The sequence below is a fragment of the Flagellimonas yonaguniensis genome, from assembly GCF_029193885.1.
GTDB classification, from domain to species: domain Bacteria; phylum Bacteroidota; class Bacteroidia; order Flavobacteriales; family Flavobacteriaceae; genus Flagellimonas; species Flagellimonas yonaguniensis.
In genome coordinates, this window is sequence record NZ_JARFVB010000011.1 from 18,479 (window position 1) to 43,443 (window position 24,965).

The following is a 24,965-nucleotide window of genomic DNA, read 5'->3' on the forward strand; positions in this document are numbered from 1 at the left end:
CCCTTAAGAAGTCTTTGTTAGGTCGTCTGTTAGAGTGATTAGCACTAAAAATGCCACCATTTCCTAGCCTTGGTTCCATAGCCATAGCCATACTTACCTCCATAACCCAGCTCTGATGTTTTCACACCGTTTACCACAAAGGCCAAGTGATTTATTTTGCCTTCCTTTCTAAGTTTCAATGGAAATTCCACATCTCCAACACTTGTTTTGCCTGCTTTGGTTACATAAATCAATAGGTTGGCGTACTCACTAATAAGCTGGGTATCGGTTACCGGCATCATTGGAGCAGTATCCACAATAACATAATCATATTGTAGGGAGGCAGCCTTCATTAGGCTCCCAAACCTTTCACTCATCAATAATTCCGAAGGATTGGGAAATGTTTTGCCCGAATGGATTACATCCACAGTGTTATTATTAAGTTCGTTGGTACTAATAATATCCTTCAAGCCCAGATTCTCATCAAATAAATAATCCGTTAGACCGGCAGAATTTTTAAAATCAGCTTTTTGATCTATTACCGACTCTTTACCGTTATTAAAGAACAAATAAAATTTAGGGTTTCGTATATCGGCCCCAACCAATAATATTTTTTTTCCGGTACTCGACAATATCAAAGCTAAATTCGTCGAGAAAAAAGTCTTTCCCTCTCTTGGCAAACTGGAACTCACATAGATTATATTTTTTAAACTTTCATTTTTCGACTCGATTTTTAGCAGGTAATCCATGTTGGTCCGGATAATTCGTAAAGCCTCCGATAATACGGAGCGGTCTTCCTTGGCCACTGTTTTCACCGATTTGCTCTTGAGTCTTGGCAACTCCCCTATTACAGGAACTCCTGCGCTGGACACCAATTTTTCCAAAGTATGGGCACTATGGATTTTATCGTCCATGATGTCCAAAGCATAGATAATTCCCGCAGGTACCAAAAGTCCCAATAAAAATGATGCCAAATAAATAATACTCTTTTTTGGGGCTACAGGAAATTTGCTTGCCGGAAAAGCGGAATCCACGATTTTTGAATTCGGTGAAGCTGAGGCGTATGCGATTTGAGCTTCTTCTCTTTTTTGCAATAAATACAAATACAAACCCTCTACCGTTTGCTGTTTCCGTGTAATTTCTCGCAACGCACGCTCATTCCTTGGAGCGGAATAAATCTTTGAATTGATCGTGGCCAATTGCGAACTAAGGTTGTTCACCCTTAAGTTCAAATTATTGGTCATACTATTCAAACTGGATTGCATGCTTTTTTTAAGGTTCTCCAATTGCCTATCGATATTAACGATTACGGGGTTTTTTTCATTGGAGCTCTTCAACAGGCGTTCACGCTCCAGAACCTTTTGATTGTATATTGCTGTCGTATTGATAATGGAAGGGTCTGCTAATCCAATATTGGAAGGTAAAATCCCATACCCTTCCTGGCTCTCCAATTCATCACTGACACTATTGGCAATCTGTAGTTGAATCTGTGCATCCTGTAATTCCTGTTGGTTTGCAGCACTGACATTTAAATTAATATTGGATTGAGATTGAATATCCGCAATCCCCCTACCCGCTTTAAAATCTTCGGCACTTTGATCGGCCTCGGACAAATCACTATATATATCAGCAATCCTGGCATCGATAAATTCTGCTGTCCTGTCTGCAATTATTTTTTTGTCGTTTTTGCCGTTCAGATTATAAATATTGATCAACTCATTGAGAAAATCCATCCCTTTTTGCTGAACGGGACTTTGAATGGTCAAATTGATAATGGAAGAATATTCATCAGCTAAAGTAGTACCGAGTCCTTTTTGGTAGCTAGATGTAACATCATCGATAGGAGAAATAACTATCAGGAGCTTCTCCTTGATATATGGCTTTAAATTCTTACTATCTTCGGGAAAAATCGTTATCTTTCCTCTTTCCGTTATGATTTCGTCTCCAAATGTTCTTTCTTGTTGTTCTTCGTTTTCATCGGTCCAGTATAAAAACTTGGTTTGGTTCAATGGAGAGATGTAACAACTGAACTTGACATCCCTGACCACAGAGTCCACATACACCTTCACTGGTACCTTGCCATATATTTCAGAATTTTTTACCCGCCCTACATGCATTACTTTTTTATCCAGTCCCAAGTTTTTGACCACTTCCCGTACGTTGGTCCGTGAACGTAACACCTCAATTTCGTCTTCGACTTTCTTTGAACCACCTGGCAATAAATTTAAATCACTAAAAAGACTTAGTTCGGATGGTGAACTCTTCTCTTCCACAATTTGAATTATTGTATTGGCCTGATACAGTGGTGTTGCATATCTTATATATAGGTAAGCTGAGGTAATGGCAACTATTAAGGAAAGTATGAACCAATATTTATACTTAAGATATTTTTCCAGTTCTTCCTTTAAACTGTTTTTATGACTCTTTAAGTTCATATTTGGGTTATCCATAAAGTGGAATTTTGAATTTTAAATTAATTCCTTGTCAATAAAAGTACCGTAGAAGTTATGAGAACGGATAAGATTGACACTGTAATAGTGGCTCTATTATCCAAAGCACTGGAAGTAATAGCGGATTTATTGGGCTCCACATATACAACATCATTCTGTGTCAGGTAATATACTGGGGATTCCGCTGCCATATTACTGGTCAAATCAATTCTATAATATACCTTTGTTCCATCGAACTCCCTGACCACCAAAACATTTTTTCTCTTACCCTTAATGGTCATGTCCCCGGCAAGCCCTAAAGCTTCAAAAATGGTAATCTGTTCGCCATTGACCAAATAGGTGCCAGGCCTTTTTACCTCTCCAAGAACAGTGACAGTAAAGTTTTTTAATCTAATATTAATGATCGGGTCTTTAAGGTAGTCAGACAAACTGGTTGTTAGTTTAACCCGTAGTTCTTCCGGAGTGAGCCCCACCACTTCCATCTTTCCAATAACCGGAAAATCTATTTCCCCTTCTTTGTCCACAAGGTAGTCCACCTGTTCCGGTCTCATCCCTCCTTCTTGTACCCCTCTGAAAAGATTAAAAGGCACACTGGCCTCGGGGTCCAGGGTTGAGACATAAATACTGATCAGGTCGTCCACCTTGAACCTTGTGGAGGATGTGCTCTCTTTTACTTGTGTTTCAAGGCCGGACAAAGCCGCATTTTGAAAATAAACCACATCCTCTTTGGATGCACAGGATCCTAGAAATATAATGGCTACTAAGAACAGGGTTGCTTTACGAGGTTGAAATTTCATGCTATATAATAGGTTAGATGTTTAATATTTTACTTTAACGTATTCACGACTACTTTATTTACCAAAGAAACCGAATTTATGGCAATAATTCATCTTATTTGGTATAGATTAATAGCGCCTGCGGGAAAATAAAATGATAAGTCTCGGCTATGATGTAAAAAGTCATTGTTTTCCATTAATCATTAAAAATCAGAAATTACTTGAGTGTTCATATAATATTTTTGGGGCGATTAAGTTTTGGAAACATCCAATAATTCATTTCTAAAATTATTCAGAGTCAGCTACACACCCCATTAAATTTCGTTCAAGCTTATGAAAAATCGTTCAAAAGAACCAAAACACAGAATTTGCTCTGTTTATATCAAAGTTCTCAATCAAAATTCGTCTCTTAATCCAAAATAAATTTGATTTGATCGGTCCGTTGAACAAGGTAACTTTCCGTTCATCCAAAAAACCGTGACTTGGTCTAAAATCAAGTATTAATCTTATTTTTTTTTTATCATCTTTGAACTCAACTAAAATTAAACATGAAAACAATTAAAAATATTTGCTGTATAGGCGCAGGTTATGTAGGTGGTCCAACAATGTCCGTAATCGCATCCAAGTGTCCTGAAATAACAGTGAACGTTGTTGATATAAACCAAGCAAGAATCGACCTTTGGAACCATGAAGACCTTGACAAGCTTCCAGTTTACGAACCAGGTTTGAAAGAAGTTGTTGGGGAAGCCAGGGGGAAAAACCTGTTTTTTTCAACGGATGTGGATAGTGCCATAGATGAGGCGGATATGATTTTTATTTCTGTAAATACTCCCACAAAAACCTACGGTAAGGGAAAAGGACAAGCTGCAGATTTAAAATATATCGAGCTCTGTGCCAGAAACATTGCAAAAGTGGCCGTGGACGATAAAATAGTAGTCGAAAAATCAACACTTCCCGTTAGAACGGCTCAAACATTAAAAAGTATATTACACAACACAGGGAATGGTGTGAAATTTGAAATTCTATCCAATCCTGAATTCCTTGCCGAAGGAACCGCTATTGAAGATTTATTGGATGCCGACCGTATTTTGATCGGGGGAGACGAAACCCCATCGGGACAAGAAGCAAAAAATGCACTGAGCTCGGTATACGAACATTGGTTACCAAAAGAGCGTATTTTACAGACCAATGTTTGGTCTTCCGAACTTTCCAAACTAGTGGCAAACGCATTTTTGGCACAACGAGTATCTTCCATCAATTCCATATCCGCTCTTTGTGAAAAAACAGATGCCAATGTAGCCGAAGTCTCTAGGGCCATTGGCTATGATTCGCGTATTGGATCAAGATTCTTGAATTCCTCTGTTGGATTTGGAGGCTCTTGTTTTCAAAAAGATATCCTGAACTTGGTCTATATTGCTAAGAGCTTTGGATTACAGGAAGTTGCCGATTATTGGGAACAGGTAATCATTATGAACGATTACCAAAAAAGACGTTTTGCAGACAATATCATTTCCACATTGTACAACACCGTCTCCGGTAAAAAAATAGCTTTCTACGGCTGGGCCTTCAAAAAGGACACAAACGATACACGGGAATCGGCTGCGATTTATGTAGCAGATGCCTTATTGGAAGAGAACGCCCATATTGTGGTTTACGATCCAAAAGTTTCCAAAGAAACCATTTATTCAGACTTGGAATACCTTGGAAACAAGTCCCGGGAAGAAATAGAAAACTTGGTAACTGTATTGAATGATCCCATGGAAACAGCAAAAGATGCACATGCTATTGCTGTATTGACAGAATGGGATGAGTTCAAGGAATATGATTGGCAAAAAATTTATGACATCATGTTAAAGCCAGCCTTTGTATTTGATGGTCGTAGAATTTTAGACCCTGCAAAAATGAATGGGATTGGGTTTAAATTTTATAAGATAGGGCAAACAAACGACTGATTACTGTTGGCAGCACAACACAAAAATCAAATATATCCTTTTGAGGTATAAAAAGTGGAAGTCCCCTTTCATCCACATAAACTTCGGTATAAGTAAATGAACATTATTCAGGTTATTACACTTAGTGAACCGATTGGTGGGGCTCAAATGGTCCTATTCAACAACACGGAGGGGCTCATTAACAATGGGCACAATGTTCATGTTGTGACTGGGGAAAGAGGGACTTTGACACAAAGACTTGAAAAACTCAATGTCAAGGTTACCTGTATACCAAGCCTCAAAAGGGAGATTTTGCCAAAGAATGATTTTAAATGCTATAAGGCCATAGGTAAGCTGTTAAAGCAAGAGCGTCCAGACATTGTCATATCACATTCCTCAAAAGCAGGAATCTTATGCCGCCTTGCTTGTTACAAACTTGGAATCCCCAATATTTTCACAGTTCACGGTTGGTCCTTCACTCCAGGCATTAAGGGAGTTAAACGATACATCTATCTTGGCATTGAAAAGTTCATGGGCAGGTTTACCGATCACCTGATAACGGTCTCGGAATTTGATTATAGGCTGGGTAAAAAGAACCATATCGTTCCTGAATCCAAAATACGTGTCATATATAACGGCAGTCCCGATTTTTTGGAAGGGAAGAAAACGGAACCCAATGACCCTATCTCAATTCTCATGACGGCCCGTTTTTCATACCAAAAAGACCATTTGACCTTGTTCAAAGCCTTGCAAAGTTTAAAAAATGAGTCCATACACGTAGATTTGGTGGGACATGGTGATTTATTTGAAGAATTTGTGGAACTCTCCAAACAAATGGAAATCGATCACTTGATTACCTTCCATGGAGAGAGCAACGATATTCCTTCATTTTTAAATAAATCGGACATTTTTGTACTCACATCAAGGTTCGAAGGACTACCGTTATCCATATGTGAAGCCATGTCCGTTGGGGTTCCCATCGTAGCCTCCGATGTAGGGGGTGTCAATGAAATGGTAAAGGACGGCTATAACGGCTATTTGATTCCAAAGGAAGACCACCAGTATTTAACGGGTAAGCTCAGTAGTTTGATTAAGGACAGGGAATTGATAAAGCAGTTGGGCAAAAATTCAAGAGAGACATTCCTGAATACTTTTTCAACGCATCAAATGGCTACGGCCACGGAGAAGTACATAAAGGATATATTACAGAAAAAATCAGCGCAAATAAATCACGAAAAGAAATAAACAATAAATAACCCATGAACATCTTAGTAACTGGAGCGGCAGGATTTATAGGATATCACCTATGTGAGGTTTTGGTCAAACACGGGCATACCGTAGTTGGTCTGGACAATATCAACGATTATTACGATGTGGGGTTGAAATATGCTCGTTTGGAGCAATTGGGCATTTCACGCTCTCAGGCCGAAATCGAGGCGAAAATATCCTCCAGCACACTGCACGGTGATCAAATGAAGTTCATCAAACTCGATCTTGCCGACCGTCATGGGTTAGATGAGCTTTTCAAGGAAAATACTTTTGATGTTGTCTGCAATTTGGGGGCTCAGGCAGGAGTGCGTTATAGCTTGGAGAATCCGGATGCCTATATTCAAAGCAATGTTGTAGGCTTCAACAATCTTTTGGAATGTTGTAGGCATGGCAATGTCAAACATTTGGTATACGCAAGCAGTTCCAGCGTCTATGGTTTGAACAAAAAGGTTCCCTTCTCTGTTGAGGATACCGTGGATAGACCCATCAGTGTATATGCTGCCACCAAAAAGAGCAATGAACTTATGGCGCACACCTACAGTCATTTGTATCAATTGCCCACAACAGGACTTCGATTCTTTACCGTTTATGGTCCTTGGGGCAGACCCGACATGGCCCTGTTCCTGTTTGTGGATGCCATAAAAAAAGGAAAGCCCATCAAGGTGTTCAATTATGGGAATATGGCACGGGATTTCACCTATATGGATGACATCGTAGGCGGTATGAGCAAGATTATTGAAACCCCTGTTTCGGAGAGCAAAAGAAAAGACGAATTGTACAAAATCTATAATATCGGAAATAACAAGCAAGTAAAACTTACCGATTTTATCGATGCCATCGAGTCTTCCTTGGGTATTGAAGCTAAAAGAGATTTGATGCCCATTCAGCCTGGCGATGTAGAAAGTACCTGGGCCGATGTCGACGAATTGATTCGAGATTACGATTACACTCCGGACACCCCTATCGAAAAAGGCGTACAGGAATTTGTGGATTGGTACAATTCTTATTTTTAAAATTATTATTTACTAATCAAATAATATGTTTTGAAGGATTCAAAAAAAAATATCGATGCAACAAAAAAGGAGAAAAGCGCTTCAAGTATTGAGCATTTAGACCTATTAAGGGTATTTGCGATTAGTATAGTAGTCTTGCGACACTGTTTCTCTCCATATACTGGAGCTTGGCCAATCAGTGAATTCTATAATTACTCAAATTTTCTTGATATTTCAGGACGATATATTTCCTCAATTTCGATGCCCTTATTTGTATTTATATCAGGGCTTTTGTTCAGCTATTTGAGAAACAACCTAAAAAAATATCCCACTTATAAAACCTTAATCAAAAAAAAGTACAATCGTTTAATAAAGCCATATATAATCTTTGCTCCAATCTATATTTATTTTATTTTGGGCTTAACCAACATAAAAGACTTTGTTCCTGAATTTTTTGGCGGGGCAACGGGCCACCTTTGGTTTCTTACCATGATCTTCGCGGTATTTCTATTTTTTTATCCCTTCGAAGCTTTCTTTAAAAAGAGACCACTATTAGGTTTCTTTTTGGTTTCATTTCTTTTCTTATTGTTTCCGATATTTGCAAAGTTTAATTTAATACCTATTTCGAAAGCTTTACAATATGGAGTTTTCTTTTATGTAGGCTATTTTTTCCACACAAATAATGCTATAATATACAAAAAGTTAGAAGGAAAATTCATTTGGTTCTTTCTATGTCATTTAGTACTATTCAGTTTTGTTCCCAAGTTGCTTAATAATATTGATTCATTATTGATTGCCAACCTTATTGCGGGGTATATGAAGTTGCCCCTCGGTTTATTATCCATAATATTTACATATTTAGCCTTTTCAAAACTTGGCAAGGTAGACTTCTATAAGTATCCCCCCTTAATTTCAAGCATTAATAATAGTAGCTATTATATTTATCTAATTCATCAGCCTGTTTTAATGCTACTCTTCAAGTGGCAAGCATTAACCAGCCTTAATGGAATTTATGTAGTAATATTTGCCTTTATCTTTTCTTTTACAATTTCATTTGTACTAGGCCATTTTTTCATGGCCTCAAGCTTCGGTCGAAAATTGGTCGGAGCCAAGTAAACTTTGATAGATTAATAAAAAGTTTGCTTTCATAATTTTATGAATAGGTTTCTAGTTAATTTATACCCTTTCCCATTTAAGGCCCTTCAATGGATTACGTTAACATGTTCAGACAAAACAACATTGAAACATTAGAAAACGGTGCACTTTATCGAAAATTATTGGATTGGACATCCAAAAGGATAACTACTACCGTATTACTTTTGTTTTAAATGCATTTTATCTGATTAAAATAGGTTTTCATCAAAAAAAATACTTGACCACAGAAAATCAATTAGTTAAAAAGTGTATTTCATCGAAAAAAATCGAATTTTCATCGATTAAACATATGATTAATTTAAATTTGTTTCCCAAGTCGAAATCAGTAAACTTTTAACCCACTTAACCCCCTATTCAAATGGCGCCCCACAAAACCATTTCGTACGTGACTATTTTATTGATTTTTCTTTCCTTGACACTTTCTTCTTGTAGTAAAGACAATGATTTATTCGAGGATACTATCCAAGGTCAAATAGAGGATGAACTGGATGAAAACGGAGATATCATCCCATCCATTTCCTTCGAAGCCAAAGATGATGAGTTCACTATTTCTGGTGCAGTTGAGTCCACAGTGCTCGATGTATTAAAAAATGACGACATCCCCGAACAAGATCTGGAAAGCTACCAAATTGTTGCGGTAAGCGATGCCCTGGAGGGTGGTTTAATGGTCAATGATGACAATACCATAACATACTCACCACATTCGGAATCTGCTAATAAAGCGGGCAACAATGGAAGGGTCACTGACCAGTTTACCTACACCTTGGAGGTAAGAGGAAAAGGCAATCAAGGTAAGAAAGAAAAAGAAGCTACTGTTGTTGTCAACACAGAATACGGAAGTACCGAAATGGGCGAATTAAAAGCTTTTCCTGGGGCTGAAGGTTATGGAAAATTCACTACTGGCGGAAGAGGTGGTATTGTTTACCATGTTACCAACTTAAATAATGATGGTCAAGGAAGTCTTAGATATGGAATGGAATCTATCGCAGAGCCCAGAACTATTGTATTTGATGTCTCAGGCTACATTGATATAGATACTCCTCTAAAAATCAGGTATGGTTATGGAGACGTTACCATTGCCGGCCAAACAGCTCCAGGAGATGGTATTACTATCAGAGGTGCATCTATTTGGGTTCATGACAGCAATGTTATTGTTAGATATCTAAAAATAAGACCTGGGGTCAACGCGTATAATCCAGATAGTAATTATAGTGCGGGTGACCCTGATTGGGAGCCGGATGATGCTTTTAGAATACGTTCTTATAAAGGTGATGGCGATGTTACAAATGTTATTGTTGATCATTGTACTTTCTCTTGGAGCCATGACTCAATTATCGATATTGAAGCACCCACCAATCCATCCGTTGTGACTTCTGAAATTACTATTCAAAATTGCCTTCTTGCAGAAAATTTATCTAAAAGGTTTGGGATGTTAGTATATCGAGCCTATAATGTTTCCATATATCGGAATATTTTCTATGCAAACCGGGATAGAGTACCAGCTATATCCAGTCTTGAAAATGAAGGTGTAGAAGTCGTCAATAATATGATGCATCTTAGCCATTGGGGACCTTGGTTCAGAGTAGGCAATTTAGTGGACTTTATAGGAAATCAAATGAACTCTATACATTCTGATGGCAGGTATTCGGATGATGCTTTTAGAACGGCTGCATCTGATATTGATGCTGACCCTGCATATACTTCAATTTACTTAAATGATAATACCGATGATGGAATTAATGCTGATAATAGTTATAATCCCATTACTGAACAATATCTTACTTCTTCACCAAACCATAATACTGGATTACCTATCATACCAAACTCTGAGTTGGAAGATTCTCTATTGGGAGATGTTGGAGACAACCTACATTACGACAGTAATGACAACAGGATATTCAATAACATAAGTAACTTGGCTGGCAATTATATTTCTAACGAAAATGAAGTTGGAGGTTATTCAAGTTTAAGTTTGAAAACAAGAGAGTCAAGTTATGATTCCGACAATGATGGGATGGCTGATGATTGGGAAATACGAACCTTCGGAACATTGTCGAAAAAACATAACGAGGACGAAAATGGAGATGGCTATACTAACTTGGAAGAATTTCTTCATAGCTTGACCGTAACTTTATAATAGACCCTATAGATTGATTCGCAACGGTGTGAAAATTTATATACTTATTATTGTCGGTGTCATTAGGTTTTAGCATTTGTTCCGGCAGGTATATAAAAAATATTCCTCTCTACTACTTATTACATAAACCCCAAAAAAACTACTTTCACCGAATAGTTTAACGTCTTGTGGAGACAAGGCTATACCTTTATTACCACAACGCTAATAAGCTGTATAGTTTATTTTAGAATCTATCTATTCGCGTATAAATGAAGAACATTGCTTTTGTAATACATTCCCTTGGTTCGGGAGGGGCTGAAAGGGTAGTTACAACTTTGGCCAATAACCTGTCTCACACCTACAAGGTTACCATTGTAACATTTATTAAATCAGAACCTTTTTATGAACTAAATAATAATGTTCGTGTCCAACATTGTATAACGGATATTGAGCCAAGCCAAAATGTTTTTCAATCGATTAGGTTAAATTTCAAACTATACAGGCGTATTTGTCAACTTGCGCAAGAACATTCGTTCGACTTATTAATTGGATTTATGACCCAATCCAATGTATTGACAGTTCTATGTGGCAAAAAAATTGGGGTGACCACTATTATTAGCGAACGAAACAACCCACAATTGGATATAACCCCGAAATTTTGGAAAGCACTGAGAAGAATAACTTATCCATGGACAGATAAATTAGTTGTACAGACTAAACCAATCGCTGACTTCTATAGACCATATATCCCCAAAAAAAAGATTGAGGTAATTCAAAACCCCATTGCTAGGTCGTATACAGACCATTTAAGATACGCTCAAAAAACTTCCAGGGAAAATGTCATTTTGCATGTGGGTCGACTTTGTGATCAAAAAGGTCAAGAAATTGCCATTAAAGCGTTTGCTGAACTAAAGTTGGACAACTGGGAGTTACTTCTTTTAGGTGAAGGTCCTAAAAGGAAAAGTTATGAAGAGCTTATCGCAAAACTTGGTCTAAAGGATAAGATAAAATTATTGGGAAGGATGAAGAACGTTTCTGATTACTACTTAAAGTCCAGCATTTTTGTGTTTCCCTCTCGTTATGAAGGTTTTCCAAACGCCTTAACCGAAGCAATGTATATGGGACTGCCCTCTATCTCTTCGGACTGCCCTACCGGGCCATCAGAATTAATACAGAATGGCCAAAATGGCTTTCTGATTCCTCTGGATGATATTTCGGAGCTCCATGAAAAGATGGCAAAACTTATTTCCGATAATCAATTACGGCAAGAATTGGGTGAAAATGCTCATTTAAGCGTCAAACACCTGGAAGAAGATAATATATCAAATCTTTGGAAAGGTATAATAGCTGACAGTCTTAAATAAATGGACAAAGTAAGTTTTCATACCATTAAACAAAGGATTACAAATCTTTCTTCAAAAAAGGTTTTACGAAACCTAACTTTGGTCAGTGGTGCTACCTTATTTGTTAGCATAATAGCCTTTGTCAAGGAAACCTTTGTAGCTGCCAATTATGGGCTGGACCAAGAGTTGGATACCTTTTTGATTGCAATGCTTATTCCTGGATTTATAAACACCGTGTTTCTTGGTTCCTATAAGAGTGTTTTTATCCCCAATTACATTAATGAATCCCATAGCGGGGGGGACACTAGAGGTTTTCAAACAACAAGCTTTATCATAACGCTCTTAACCAGCCTTCTTTTTATTCTTCTTGCTATTTTGGGGACAGATACTTTTTTGGAACTGTTGTTCCCAAATAAGTCCGCAACCTATTACGGAATGGTAAAGGAGCAGTTTTATATTATTGCCCCATGTATATTTTTATGGGGTTTTAATTCTTTGGTTGGGGCCATTTTATATGTGAACAATGAGTATAAGTTCAGTTCCTTTTCAGATATTTTTGCTCCCATATGCATTATTTTTGGGTTCCTGAGTTTTAGCTCCAATCTTCCCAAAAACTTTCTGGCCTACGGCACCTTATTTGGTTCTATCTTAAGCTGTATATATTTAGTTGGTATCGCATTAAAAAAGAATGTAATATCATTTGGCAAAGTCAATTTCAAAAACGAGAATATAAAGTTGACATTCAGCCAGCTGCCCGCAAAAATATCCTCTGGATTCCTTGCTTCCATGGTGGGGGTAGTTGACAAATTTTTTGCCGCCCAACTCGTGGTAGGTTCAATTGCCGCACTCAACTATGGTGTTAAGATCCCTGTATTTTTGACCAACATACTCATGATAGCATTTGCGAATGTTTTGCTGCCCTATTTTACTAAATTGGTGATTAAGGACAGAGAGAAAGCATTTGAAATGTTAATGGTGAATCTAAAACGTGTTTTCCTACTTTTGGTCATAATCAGTGGAATTGGAATACTTATTTCAGAATTTGTTATTGAGCTGCTCTTCCAAAGGAAAGAATTTACAGCAGAAAACACCGCGGTGGTGGCAACAATCCAACAAATATTGCTGGCATACATTCCATTTAAATTAGTTGGGATGATTTTAGTGAATTTTTTAATCAGTATTAATAAAAACAGTTTTATGGCTTACGTATCTTTAGTGGCTTTGATTTTAAATATTATACTTGATTATATCTTGATGCAATATTATGGGGTATTCGGATTAGCCATCTGTACAACGATTATTACCATTGGTAAATGCATAACTTTGTATATTTATACGTTAAGAATAAAAAACATCCCGTTTAGCCATTAAAAACTAAACTATCTTGAAAAATCTATTTTACAAGTTTTATCATAAAACACTTTTCGGAAACCTCATTAGATTCTTGTATCATCTAACCAAAGATAGAATTTGGCCTGATAAACTAGTGGTGAAAGTAGACTATAAAAGACGTTTAGGCAAAAGTTTGAATCTCTCCCACCCTGTAACACTTAACGAAAAAATAAATTGGTTAAAACTTAACAACAGAAACCCTATATACACGATTTGCGCAGATAAACTGGAGGTCAGAAATTATATCTCTTCAAAAATTGGGGAAGAATACTTGGTTCCTTTGATTTTTTCAACAAAAGACCCATCAGAAATTAAATTAGAAAGATTACCTGATATTCCCGTTGTTGTAAAAACCAACCACGACAGTGGAGGAGTTTTTATTATAAGGGATAAAAATGATATTGATTATACCAAGCTGCAAGAATCATTGCAGAGACGACTAAAAATCAATTATTACCTAAAAAGTAAAGAATGGCAGTATAAAAATATAGAGCCTAAAATTGTAGTGGAAAAGTTGCTTATGGATTCCTCAGGAAATATACCTGAGGATTATAAACTACATTGCTTTAATGGTAAATTGGTATTTACCCAAGTAGATTTAGAAAGGCATAAAAACCACAAAAGAAATCTTTACGACATAGAATGGAAAAGAATACCATGTAGGTGGATATATGAAAATGGAGATGATATACCCAAACCTTTGAACTATGCAAAAATGAAAGATTTGGCCGAAAAAATAGCATCTGACTTCACATATGTCCGAGTTGACTTCTATATCGTAAGTGGATCTATTTTCTTTGGAGAGCTTACTTTTAATTCAGAATCAGGCTATGGGAAGTTTATTCCAGATTCTTATGACCTATATTTTGGTAAACTGCTTAATATTGATATGACAAGTAAGAAAGGGTAATATGATTTGTATGAGATCCTATTTCTAATGACAAACTATTTTTAAATAAATCCAAGTACTAACGAAGGATTACAAGCTAGCTTTTGTCCTTTTAAATAAACTACCGAGAAGAAACGTTAAGTAATGGAGTCGACAGAGAATTTTAATTCAAAGATTTAACCAATTGCTGAGAAATTTAATTAAATATCTGGTTCTTTTTTTAGTGCTATGTAACATTCCTGGCTTCCTTTTGGTCTATTTTGGGCCTGTTTTAGGATCAGCTGCCAGCTACCTAACATCTTTGTCTTTAATATTATACTATTTTATTGCCAAAGACAAACAAAAACCAGCTCTTCCGTTTATATTATTCACTGTCCTCTTTTTCGCTATTAGCGGGTTTAATTATACAGGTGATCATATTTACTTTTTAAAAGAATTCCTACGTTTTTCAATTGTGGTAATTGGTATGACAGAAGTAATGCACAAATCAAGTTATAGTGATATTTTTTATGTATTATTATTAGCAGGTTTAAGTATAATTATTAATGCCCTGGTATTTCCAGAAGTTAATAAATTCTATGGGTTGGTTCGTGGACGGTTTAGTGGCTTTATATTGAACCCAAATACAGCAGGTATAGTTTGTTTACTAGGTATGGCACTTTCTTATTCTGTAAAAAATGTTTTTTGGAAATATCTTGGGCAAGCTATTTTTACATTCGCGGGTTTCCTAACGTTATCTAGGACTTTTTTAGTAGTTTGGCTTATATTAATTATAATCGCCATAATAAACGACCGTAAAAATCTTATGGTTCCAATTATTGGAATTTTGGCCATGACAATAGTATTGAATTTTACGGACAAAAATATTTTTGCTTCGGACAGGTTTGATGCATTATCAAGTTTTGTTACTGACGGTGAAGTGAAAAGCAAAACTGTAAATAAAGATACCAGAGGTCAAACTTGGGCATATTATTATGACTTAGTATTGGAGAAACCTTTTTTTGGTCATGGTTTTATGGCCTTTCAAAGGTTTACACGAACTTTGCCAGGTGCGCACAACTCTTATATTATGGTATTCGGTGAAGGTGGCATCATACCCTTTTTAATATTTATAGGCATATATATTTTTTTGTTGTCAAAAAGTATTACCTATTTTAAAAAGGAACCTTCTTTAATTTATGTGACAGTTGTAATTCTGTTAAACTTAATGGCGAGTCACACTTATTTTTTTAACTATCAAAGCATTAGTCTTTCAATATTTGTCTTTTTAAAAATTAGAGAATTGGAGGGTAATACCGGAGTGAGAGTGAATCTGACATAATCCAATACAAGAATTTAAACTCTTCAATTAACATTCTATTTTACTATTCTTCAACATGAAAATCGACTTAATAATTGGAAACTTACAAAGTGGAGGAGCTGAAAGAGTTGTCAGCATATTAGGAAATCATTTTGCTGAAAAATATGATACTCGTGTCATTACATTTAAGGATGTTGAAAAATATAAGCTTGATAAAAGAGTAACAAGACTACGCTTTCATAAAAACCTTCCTGTTTTTAACTATACCTTGGTAAGAGCTCTTATCTATTTAATGAAGTATTATGCCAAGCCAGAAAACAGACCTGATATCATAAGCTCACATATAGACAGGGTTGGCCTTGCTACCATCCCAGTTGCCAAATTCTACAAAATTCCAATAATAGTCTCCGAGCACAATAATCATTCGAGCAAAAAAATCACCCTGTTAAAAAAATTCTTATGGAATTTTCTTTATAAGTATGCGGATGCTGTAACCGTCTTGACAAAATATGACCTGCCCTTTTTCAGAAAAAGAAACAAAAGAGTGCTTGTAATACATAATCCAAGTTCTTTCAAAGCCATCAAAACCCAGAACACACATAGGGAAAAATCAATTCTGGCGATAGGTAGTTTAGACCGTTACCAACATAAGGGTTTCGATAACCTATTGTATATAGCGAAAAAAGTATTTGAACAAAAAAAAGATTGGAAACTTAAAATTGTAGGTGAAGGTGAAAAAGGAAAGCACTTTTTACAAAAAAAAGTAGAAGAGTTGAACATTACTGAAAGTGTTGAATTTTTAGGTTTTCGAAGTGATATCGCAAATCTATTACAACACTCTTCCATCTATATTTTAAGTTCTCGCTTCGAAGGATTACCAATGGTTTTAATCGAAGCTACCTCACAAGGAGTAGCATGCATAGCATATGATTGTATATCTGGACCATCGGACATAATTGATCATGGCAAGACTGGAATACTTGTTGAAAACCAGAATAAAAAAGAAATGGCCAGACAGCTTATTTCATTAATGGAAAACCCGGATTTAAGAATTGAGATTGGAACAAATGCCATAGCAGCAAGCAAAAAATTTGACGTCTCAAAAATAGGTGAGCAATGGGATAATCTTTTCTCCAAGGTTTTAGAAAATAGAGAGGTTAAATGAAGATCGCAATCTACATCAACTCCCTTGCCGGCGGAGGTGCCGAACGGGTAACCTTCTACCTCCTTCCCTATTTGGTTAAAAAAGGGCATTCCGTGATTCTTGTACTTACAGAGGATAAGTTGGATTATTCCATACCTAAAGAAGTTCCTGTTCATTTTTTGGCCAAGGCAAAAGAAAATGAATCTGGAGTTGTAAAATTGCTTAGGCTCCCATGGTTGGCGTATAAATATGCCAAGTTTTTAAAAAAAGAAAACATTACCCATTCCTTTAGTCTTTTAACACGGCCCTGTTACGTGAATATTATGGCAAGATGGTTCACTGACCACTCCTATAAACTTATGATCAGTGAGCGGAACTTTCCCAGCATTCAATATGGTGGGAGTGCTCTGCAAGCCCGTATCAACAGTTTTCTTGTAAAAAGATTATATCCAAAAGCTGATTTAGTGGTAAGCAATGCCAAAGCGAGTGCCCAAGATTTGGTGGATAATTTTGGAGTGGCCAAGGAGCGAACCCAAACCATTTACAATCCCATTGATATTGACAAAATCAACAACATTGACAAAATTAAAGGTTTCTTCGATCCAGACTATGTCAACGCTGTGAGCATTGGTAGACTGGTTCCTGAAAAAAACCACAGTTTTCTGTTGGAAGCTGTTGTACCTTTTAAAAACCTACGCCTCTACATTTTTGGCGAAGGTGAGCTCAGATTCACTATCGAAGCAAAAATAAAACAGCTTGGTTTGGAAGGGCAGGTCTTTTTGATGGGGTTTGAAAGCAATCCATTCCAATACTTGAAAGCAGCTGACTTCTTTTTATTCGGTTCGCTCAACGAAGGCTTTCCCAATGTACTCATGGAAGCCATGTGCTGTGGTCTCCCCATTGTTAGCACCAACTGCAAGTCGGGTCCCGATGAAATGATGGAACTCAAAGAGGCCAAAACCGATGATATCATGTTTACGGATTATGGTATTCTCTCTCCCGTCAATAATGTGGTACTGATGCAAAAAGCAATCGCATACGTTATCAAGAATCCATTTTTTTTGGAGGAATGTCAGCCAAAATTAGCCCAACGAATACAAGATTTTAGCCGAGAACCTATTCTAAAACAGTATACAAAATTGTTTCTTAGCTAATTACATAGGTATCATAAAAAATATCTAGGCCAAAACATTGAAATACGTTAAACCGTAAAAATAGAATCCAATAAAGAAGCTAGAATTTAGATTTTATCAGAGAAATCAAAATTATATTCTTTATTCAAATATTTAATTTCATCACGGTAAGTTTTAATTAAATATTCTTTTACCTCTTTTGGAATTTGCCCTTTGGACGTGGGGTAAACAACTTCTTTAACTTCGTCTCCAATATAACTATCAGCTACTTTAACATCAAGAAAATTAAATACTTCTTTAAGTAATTCTACTGGCCTATCAGAGACATCGGAAAAACGACCAATATGAAGATTACCCTGCTTTAAATATTTTGACCAGTTTTTAATCTGTACAGAATAGAATCCACATTTCTTTGGAAAACCTCCCTCTAAAAATTCTATGATTTCATCGTTTGAAACATTCTTGAATTCTCTGTTTGGAATTTTCACTAAGTCCTTAATCGCATGGGACCAGGCCCTATCCAATGGGTTTCGAATCATAAGGATAACCTTGATATCAGGGTTTAACTTTACAATTTCATCAATTATCTCTTCATCCAAGACAGCATAAGAGGCCGTACATTCGCCTATTATTTGTGGTTTGTAAGATTTTCCTGTTATTTTTTTCATCCTCATGCCCCGTTTCCAGTATATGAAGGAGTTCATCTTAAAAAAACTAAGATACCATTCCAATCGGTGGGCATGATACTTCCTTGTAATCAAAAAATCAAAGTAAATCACTTTTAATAATTCACGAAAAACCCTTGACAATCCAACAGTGCTTATATTATTAAGACTACGTCTGAAATACTCATGAAAAAGCGAAAATCTTCTGTTCTTCTTTCTTAATCTATTAAAATAATATATTTCCTTAGGAATCGCTATACCTAGTTCTGGATGAAAAGTTAAGTTTTCAGCAAGCCATGAAGTTCCAGTTCGCTGGGGCCCCACAATTAAAAAATCTGGAAAATTACCTTTTATATCTTTCTTCTTGGATGCAAATGATACATACTTGAATTTTGCTTGTTCCTGTGGGGTCAACCTTATTTTCATACTATACTTTTATATTGTGCTACATACTGAGGTGCAAACACATGAAACTAAACCCTTAAATTTTGATGTTTTTATTTTCAAGTTAATCGTTAACGACTAGCTTAATTATGGTTAATCCTAATTCCAAATCACTTGGAAATCAGACCTCCTATTCTTTGAATGCTGCTCCTCGGTACAGCGCACCCCATCCGCACATTCATTTGTCAGCTGGGTTTCGCCAAATGCCTCATGACTGATTCTATCTTCGGATATTCCTTTGGAAATCACATAACCCACAGTTCGTTCAGCCCTTCGCTCCGATAGCCATTGGTTGTATTTTTTGGTTCCTCTTGAATCGGTATGCGCTGTTACTTTAATGGTCAAATTAGGTTCATCTTCCATAATAACAACCAACTGATCCAACAATTCTTTATCTTTTGAAGTCAAGTAAGAGGAATTGAGTTTAAAGTATACATTCCCCAACTCATTGATTTTATTTTGAAGTTTAGCCCTCCTGGCTTCTTCTGCTTCTCTTTTAGCCTTCTCCGCAGCGGCCAATTCAGCTGCTTCTTTCTCTTTTTGTAGCCGTTCTGCCAACAATCTTGCTTCCTCTTCGGCCTTGGCAATGGAGTCTTGAACCCTTTTTTGTTCTTTTTCCATTTCTTGCAACAAAGCCAACTTCTCTTCCCCTTTTCTGGAAAGTCCTTTTTCAACATCAAACCTGTAAGCAACACCAACAGCATGCTGAATATGGTTTGTAGCATTTTCGGTATCCATGGCCCATTTCCCTGTAGAGTTGAAATCCATTCCCCAATGATCGGAAAACCATGTTCTGAAACCTAAAACGGCATTGTAAGTTCCCCTACCCTGGTTGTTGGCATCTGTATATCCAGCACCAATTCCTACGTATGGGTCAAAAAAACCGGTCTCTCCCAAAATCATGTTCAAATCGTAGCTCACTCTAAAATCAAATCCATAGTAATCCACATCTTCTTGCATGACCACTTTATCTACGATTTTGCCTTCCTTGTACTGGTTATAGCTTCCAATCGCCTCCAGACCAATACCACTTTTAAAGTATCGGCCTATACTTACCCGAGATGGGTATGGAGCTATATTCCAAGCACCATCAAAATCGAAAAGCCTATTGAATTCATGTCCTGAGTCATCCACAGCATTGGCTCCAACGGTAACCAACCAGTAGCTTTGTACAATACTGTCCTTTTTGGTCAATTCTAGGTCTTGGGCAAAAGTCAAAGCATAGGAAAAAAATGCCATGACCATCATGGTTAAAGGTTTTGAAATATTCATTTTATTCGATTTGAGGTTATCGACTTCAAATCTATATGATGCTTTTCAAAAATAGAACTTTGCCCCTCAAAGTGCGTTTATTTTCGATAACAGGTAACAACTATCATAAAAGTCCTATTTATCAACTTTTTGAAAAGTGAAGGGCTTATCGACCAACGGTAATTTGTACAGGTAAAATGGATAGTAAATGGGTTGAACCATTATTTCTCCGCTTTTTTCTTCTTCCACAACCTCCAAGGCAATCAAAATTTCTTCATCACTTTCCTTTAATTGGGATAAAATCGGTGTTTTTTCTCCTTTTTGTTCGCCCAAGCAGATCAAAACCAACATATCCTTGGAAAAATCCACCATGGGAACGGGCAGTCCAGGTTTACGTGTTTTATTGATTTCCCTATAAAATTTATTCAAGGATTTTGCATCCCGTATGACCCGTGCTTCAAAAGAATCAATATTGGTAAAACTATCATGATCCAACAATACCATATCTTCCATGGGTTCTCCAACTAGTGTATGCCCATCTTTTTGGGCCTTGCAGGAAAGCAAGCAGGTCAATGCTATGAAAAATAGATGTCTAATGATCAAAAGGTGTTTTTGAAACGTGATTTGTAGGCTTTTTCATAAAGATCTTCATATAAAGGAAGAATGTGGACAATATCAAACTTGGATGCCACATTGAAGGCATTTTTCTTGAACTTTTCCAAGGTATCATCATCCTTTAGGATTTCAATGGCTTTGCTGGCCATCGTCTCCACATCCCCAACATCGGCCAAATAACCGGATACCCCGTCAATGTTCACTTCTGGGATACCTCCTGTATTACTGGAAATCACCGCCACTTTGTTGATCATGGCCTCCAATGCCGCCAATCCAAAGCTTTCGGTTTCCGAAGGCAAAAGAAACATATCGGAGAAACAAAGGATGCGATCGATCTCATTACTGTTTCCCAAGAACAGCACTTTATCCTTCAGTCCCAAGGAATCGCAGAGATCTTCTGCTTTTTCCTTTTCGGGCCCCTCACCTACCATAATCAGTTTTGCAGGCACTTCCTTTTGGATACGATTGAATATTTTAATGACATCGGGAATACGCTTGACCTTCCTAAAGTTACTGATGTGCGTGATGATCCGCTCATCTTCCTTGGCCATCATTGTACGCTGGCAATCCGTGTAAGTATTCTTGTATTTGGTGGTTTCGATAAAGTTGGGAATCACCTCTATTTCCTTTTCAATATCAAAAAGCTTTAAGGTATCCTTTTTCAAAGCTTCGGAAACTGAAGTTACCACATCGGATTTATTGATACTGAAGGTAACCGCTGGCTTATAGAATGGGTGTTTGCCCACTAAGGTAATATCCGTCCCGTGCAAGGTGGTAATCATCGGAATAAAGATTCCATATTCCTGAAGCATCTTTTTGGCCATATAGCCTGCATAGGCATGGGGAATGGCATAATGCACATGCAACAGTTCAATATCGTACAGTTTGATGGTATCCACCAACTTGCTGGAAAGTGCCAGCTCATAAGGTTGATAATGGAACAAGGGATATTCGGGCACGTGTACCTCATGAAAATGGATGTTGTTGCCCAAAAGCTCCAAACGAACAGGTTGACGATACGTGATAAAATGAACTTCGTGTCCCCGTTCTGCAAGGGCAATACCCAATTCCGTGGCCACAACACCACTACCGCCAAAGGTTGGGTAACATACAATCGCTATTTTCATAAGAACAAATCTACTGCAATATTTTGTACCTAATTGATAATGGAATCATAAATGGCCTGCTGAATACGCGTTCGCAAACCAGATTTGATCAACAATGTATTGGTTGCAGACGGATAGGTTCGGTTGGAGAGAAACACATAAACAATTTCCTCATCGGGGTCTGCCCATGTATAGGTTCCGGTAAAACCACTATGTCCAAAACTATTTCTTGAAACACATCCGCAAGTCGGTCCTTTTTCTTCTAATTGAGGCTTATCAAAACCTACTCCCCTTCTCACATTTTTGTTACAGAAATAGCATGTATTGAATCGCTTTACCGTACGTGCATTAAAAAAACGCTCTCCACCATAATAACCTCCCTGCAGATACATCTGCATGATCTTTGCCACCTCGTTGGCCGTGCTGAACAGTCCGGCATGGCCTCCTACACCCCCTTGCATGGCCGCTCCCATATCATGGACATAGCCCTGCACCGTCTGATACCTATAATAGTCGTCCTCTTCGGAAGGAACTATCTCTTCTTTTGAAAATTTGTTCAATGGGTTAAACGTGGTCCGCTGTAATCCCATAGGTTTATACAAAAATTCATCGACCAACTCATTGATAGGTCTGTTATAGGTATTTTCTATGTACTCTTTGAACACGTAATACCCTACATCACTATAACGATACCTATTGGACTTTAGGCTCTGCCTGCCAATTCTATTATAAATAGAATCCTTAAATGACCTTGTGAGATAGAGGTGTTCTGCAACCTTATACGGGAAAGCTTCTGATGGATTCTGTCTGTAAAATTCCGATGATGGCTTTCGTTCCTTGTTCAGGGTATCCAAGTAAAATGCAATCCAAGAAGGCAAACGTCCATAATGTGATAAGGCCTTAAGGACAGATACATCCTTTAAATCGGTATCAGCATACTCGGGAATCAAATCCTTGAAGGTATCGTTCAAAGTGATCTCCCCCTCCTCTTCCATCTTCATGATCATGGGCAGTGTGGACAATATCTTGGTCAAGGAAGCCAAATCATAAATGGATTCCTGTGTGATGCTATCCTTGGATTGATAGGTAGGCTTACCAAAATTCTTGTTGTAAATTACCTTACCTCTTCTCGCAATCAACACCTGTGCTCCAGGAAACATCAAAGAATCCAATCCGTGTTGTACGAGTGTATCTACTTCGGCCAACATTTCAGAGCTCATGCCCACACGTTCAGGAACACTGTACCCCATGCGTTGTATGGGTTTCACGCCCACTCCCGTTCCCACGGGAAACTCTCCATGGGCCGATACGGGCAATTTTCCTGTTGCTCCAATGGCTCCAAAAATTACCTCGGCTACTTTTTCCTGTGCAATTTCACTGTTCTGATAGCCCACCACTACTCCATCCATGGTATCAAAATTTAGGATATCCAGCAAGGCATACGGTCTGGCAAAAAGGGCTAAAATCGTGTTGCTGGTACGTAATCGTGATATCTCCTCCAACCAAAAAAGCTCATTTTTGGAGAATTTATAGCCCTTCCATGGGCTGGAATTATCTTTATGGAAGCCAATGATCACCAAATTATAATTAGCCAATTCCTTCTTGTACTCGGCAATATCCTTGGCCTTGATATGGGTTACTTTGAAATAATTGTTCAGTGATTCATGGAAAACGGCACCGGAATCATCCCCAAAATGCACATAGGCTATTTTCTTGTTGTCCAATTTTTTGATGGGCATCAAGGAGAAGTTGTTCTTGGCAACGGTAATGGCCCCTTCAATGGCCTCCTCATAGACGACGTCATTCTCAATTCCATTTAAATCCTCAAGCAGATGTTCCAAATCCACCGGCTGATAATTGTAAAGGCCTACCTTGTACTTGGCCATCAATATTTTTTTGACGGATTCAGCCAAACGTTCCTCTGTAATCACACCTTCATTGTAGGCCTGCACAAAGGTTGTTTTGGCCTTGAGTACATTTTCAGGCATCAAGAGCATATCGTTTCCTGCCAAAAACGCTTCCAGTTCCACTTTTCCCTCAGGAGCGAACTCAGAGACCGCTTTCATGTTCAGGGCATCGGTAATGACCAAACCTTCAAAGCCCATTTGGTTTTTCAATAGGCCGGTCACAATGCTTTCTGACAAGGTTGAGGGATGTCCTTCCCTACTTTCCAGACTCGGCACATCCAAATGGGCCACCATGGTGGAGCTCAGACCCGCTTCCATTGCTTTTTTGAAGGGATACAGTTCTATGGAGTCCAGTCGTTCCAAGGAGGAGTTGATGATGGGCAAGGATTTATGGGAGTCCGTTGCGGTGTCTCCATGGCCTGGAAAATGCTTGCCACTCGAGAGCACCCCGGACTTTTCCATACCACGGATAAAAGCACGTCCCTTTTCGGCCACATTTTTTGGGTCCTCGCCAAACGAACGGTTACCGATAATCGGGTTTTGTGGATTGTTATTGACATCCAGATCGGGTGCAAAGTTGATATGAATTCCCAGACGCTTGGCGTGTTTTCCTATCTGATACCCCACTTTTTCCACAATGGTACTGTCCTGAATGGCCCCCAAGGTCATGTTCCAAGGAAAAGCATAAGTGGAATCCAAACGCATGGCCATGCCCCACTCGGCATCAGAACCAATCAACAAAGGTACTTTGGAAGCCGCTTGGTATTCGTTTGTCAATGTTGCCTGTTGGACAGGTCCTCCCACCAAAAAAATAACCCCTCCAATACCTTCTTCCTTAACGAGGTCCCTGACCCTATCGGTGGCCGTCCTACCCTGATTGGATGCAACGCTCACCATAAACAATTGTCCGATCCGTTCCTCAAGCGAGAGATTCGCATAACGATTTTCGACCCAAGCCATCTGGGCCACGGAATCTTTAACGACCAATGGGTTATATTGTCCAAAGGTTTGCAAACAAATACACAGTAAAAGGGTGAGGAAAAGGTTTATCCGCATAAATATCGTGTCTATGACCTGAACTTAGTGCCAATAAAAATATTGCATTTCA

Annotated in this window: 18 protein-coding genes; 11 read left to right on the forward strand and 7 right to left on the reverse strand. The window is 37.8% G+C overall.

Translation table 11 applies throughout. The features are described 5' to 3' along the window. Positions 1 to 44: 44 nt before the first annotated feature. A complete protein-coding gene (locus PY092_RS14695) occupies positions 45 to 2,429 on the reverse strand; it encodes a GumC family protein (protein WP_275616564.1) in 2,385 nt (794 codons plus the stop codon). Positions 2,430 to 2,452: 23 nt separating this feature from the next. After that, positions 2,453 to 3,226, reverse strand: coding sequence for a polysaccharide biosynthesis/export family protein (locus PY092_RS14700; RefSeq protein WP_275616565.1), 774 nt, complete (start codon positions 3,224 to 3,226; stop codon positions 2,453 to 2,455). Positions 3,227 to 3,753: 527 nt separating this feature from the next. Here PY092_RS14700 and PY092_RS14705 point away from each other — a divergent pair. The 11 genes from PY092_RS14705 to PY092_RS14755 all read left to right on the forward strand — a co-directional run bounded on the left by PY092_RS14705 (position 3,754) and on the right by PY092_RS14755 (position 17,890). Next, the gene (locus tag PY092_RS14705; protein WP_275616566.1) at positions 3,754 to 5,157 is read left to right on the forward strand and encodes a nucleotide sugar dehydrogenase; all 1,404 of its coding nucleotides are present in this window, start codon (positions 3,754 to 3,756) and stop codon (positions 5,155 to 5,157) included. Between the two features lie 96 nt (positions 5,158 to 5,253). Beyond that, entirely contained in the window at positions 5,254 to 6,381 is a 1,128-nt protein-coding gene (locus PY092_RS14710; protein WP_275616567.1) for a glycosyltransferase family 4 protein, read from the forward strand. A 14-nt stretch (positions 6,382 to 6,395) separates the two neighbouring features. Next, entirely contained in the window at positions 6,396 to 7,418 is a 1,023-nt protein-coding gene (locus PY092_RS14715) for an NAD-dependent epimerase (RefSeq protein ID WP_275616568.1), read from the forward strand. Positions 7,419 to 7,448: 30 nt separating this feature from the next. Next, on the forward strand, positions 7,449 to 8,513 hold the full coding sequence (locus tag PY092_RS14720; RefSeq protein WP_275616569.1) for an acyltransferase family protein: 1,065 nt from the start codon (positions 7,449 to 7,451) through the stop codon (positions 8,511 to 8,513). 424 nt (positions 8,514 to 8,937) lie between these two features. Further along, positions 8,938 to 10,689 (forward strand): Ig-like domain-containing protein, encoded by a 1,752-nt coding sequence (locus PY092_RS14725; RefSeq protein ID WP_275616570.1) that lies wholly within the window; start codon positions 8,938 to 8,940, stop codon positions 10,687 to 10,689. Between the two features lie 248 nt (positions 10,690 to 10,937). Then, a complete protein-coding gene (locus PY092_RS14730; protein WP_275616571.1) occupies positions 10,938 to 12,032 on the forward strand; it encodes a glycosyltransferase family 4 protein in 1,095 nt (364 codons plus the stop codon). Beyond that, complete coding sequence (gene murJ / locus PY092_RS14735) at positions 12,033 to 13,382, forward strand: murein biosynthesis integral membrane protein MurJ (protein WP_275616572.1); 1,350 nt, start codon at positions 12,033 to 12,035, stop codon at positions 13,380 to 13,382. A gap of 13 nt (positions 13,383 to 13,395) precedes the next feature. Continuing rightward, positions 13,396 to 14,313, forward strand: coding sequence for an ATP-grasp fold amidoligase family protein (locus PY092_RS14740; RefSeq protein ID WP_275616573.1), 918 nt, complete (start codon positions 13,396 to 13,398; stop codon positions 14,311 to 14,313). A gap of 163 nt (positions 14,314 to 14,476) precedes the next feature. Then, positions 14,477 to 15,613 carry an O-antigen ligase family protein gene (locus PY092_RS14745; protein ID WP_275616574.1) on the forward strand — a complete coding sequence of 379 codons (1,137 nt, stop codon included), beginning with the start codon at positions 14,477 to 14,479 and terminating at the stop codon, positions 15,611 to 15,613. Positions 15,614 to 15,668: 55 nt separating this feature from the next. Then, on the forward strand, positions 15,669 to 16,757 hold the full coding sequence (locus PY092_RS14750; protein WP_275616575.1) for a glycosyltransferase family 4 protein: 1,089 nt from the start codon (positions 15,669 to 15,671) through the stop codon (positions 16,755 to 16,757). After that, a complete protein-coding gene (locus tag PY092_RS14755; protein ID WP_275616576.1) occupies positions 16,754 to 17,890 on the forward strand; it encodes a glycosyltransferase in 1,137 nt (378 codons plus the stop codon). Before PY092_RS14750 ends, PY092_RS14755 begins: the two co-directional genes overlap by 4 nt. 86 nt (positions 17,891 to 17,976) lie before the next feature. Here PY092_RS14755 and PY092_RS14760 read toward each other — a convergent pair whose 3' ends face one another. From PY092_RS14760 to PY092_RS14780, 5 genes are all read right to left on the reverse strand, one after another. Beyond that, positions 17,977 to 18,960 carry a sulfotransferase domain-containing protein gene (locus tag PY092_RS14760; RefSeq protein ID WP_275616577.1) on the reverse strand — a complete coding sequence of 328 codons (984 nt, stop codon included), beginning with the start codon at positions 18,958 to 18,960 and terminating at the stop codon, positions 17,977 to 17,979. Positions 18,961 to 19,077: 117 nt separating this feature from the next. Beyond that, on the reverse strand, positions 19,078 to 20,250 hold the full coding sequence (locus tag PY092_RS14765) for an OmpA family protein (RefSeq protein WP_275616578.1): 1,173 nt from the start codon (positions 20,248 to 20,250) through the stop codon (positions 19,078 to 19,080). A 114-nt stretch (positions 20,251 to 20,364) separates the two neighbouring features. After that, positions 20,365 to 20,832, reverse strand: coding sequence for a hypothetical protein (locus PY092_RS14770; protein WP_275616579.1), 468 nt, complete (start codon positions 20,830 to 20,832; stop codon positions 20,365 to 20,367). After that, positions 20,829 to 21,971, reverse strand: coding sequence for an N-acetyl-alpha-D-glucosaminyl L-malate synthase BshA (bshA, locus tag PY092_RS14775; RefSeq protein WP_275616580.1), 1,143 nt, complete (start codon positions 21,969 to 21,971; stop codon positions 20,829 to 20,831). The genes PY092_RS14770 and bshA overlap by 4 nt, the downstream gene beginning before the upstream one ends. 29 nt (positions 21,972 to 22,000) lie before the next feature. Next, on the reverse strand, positions 22,001 to 24,913 hold the full coding sequence (locus tag PY092_RS14780; RefSeq protein WP_275616581.1) for a glycoside hydrolase family 3 N-terminal domain-containing protein: 2,913 nt from the start codon (positions 24,911 to 24,913) through the stop codon (positions 22,001 to 22,003). Between the last annotated feature and the right edge of the window lie 52 nt (positions 24,914 to 24,965).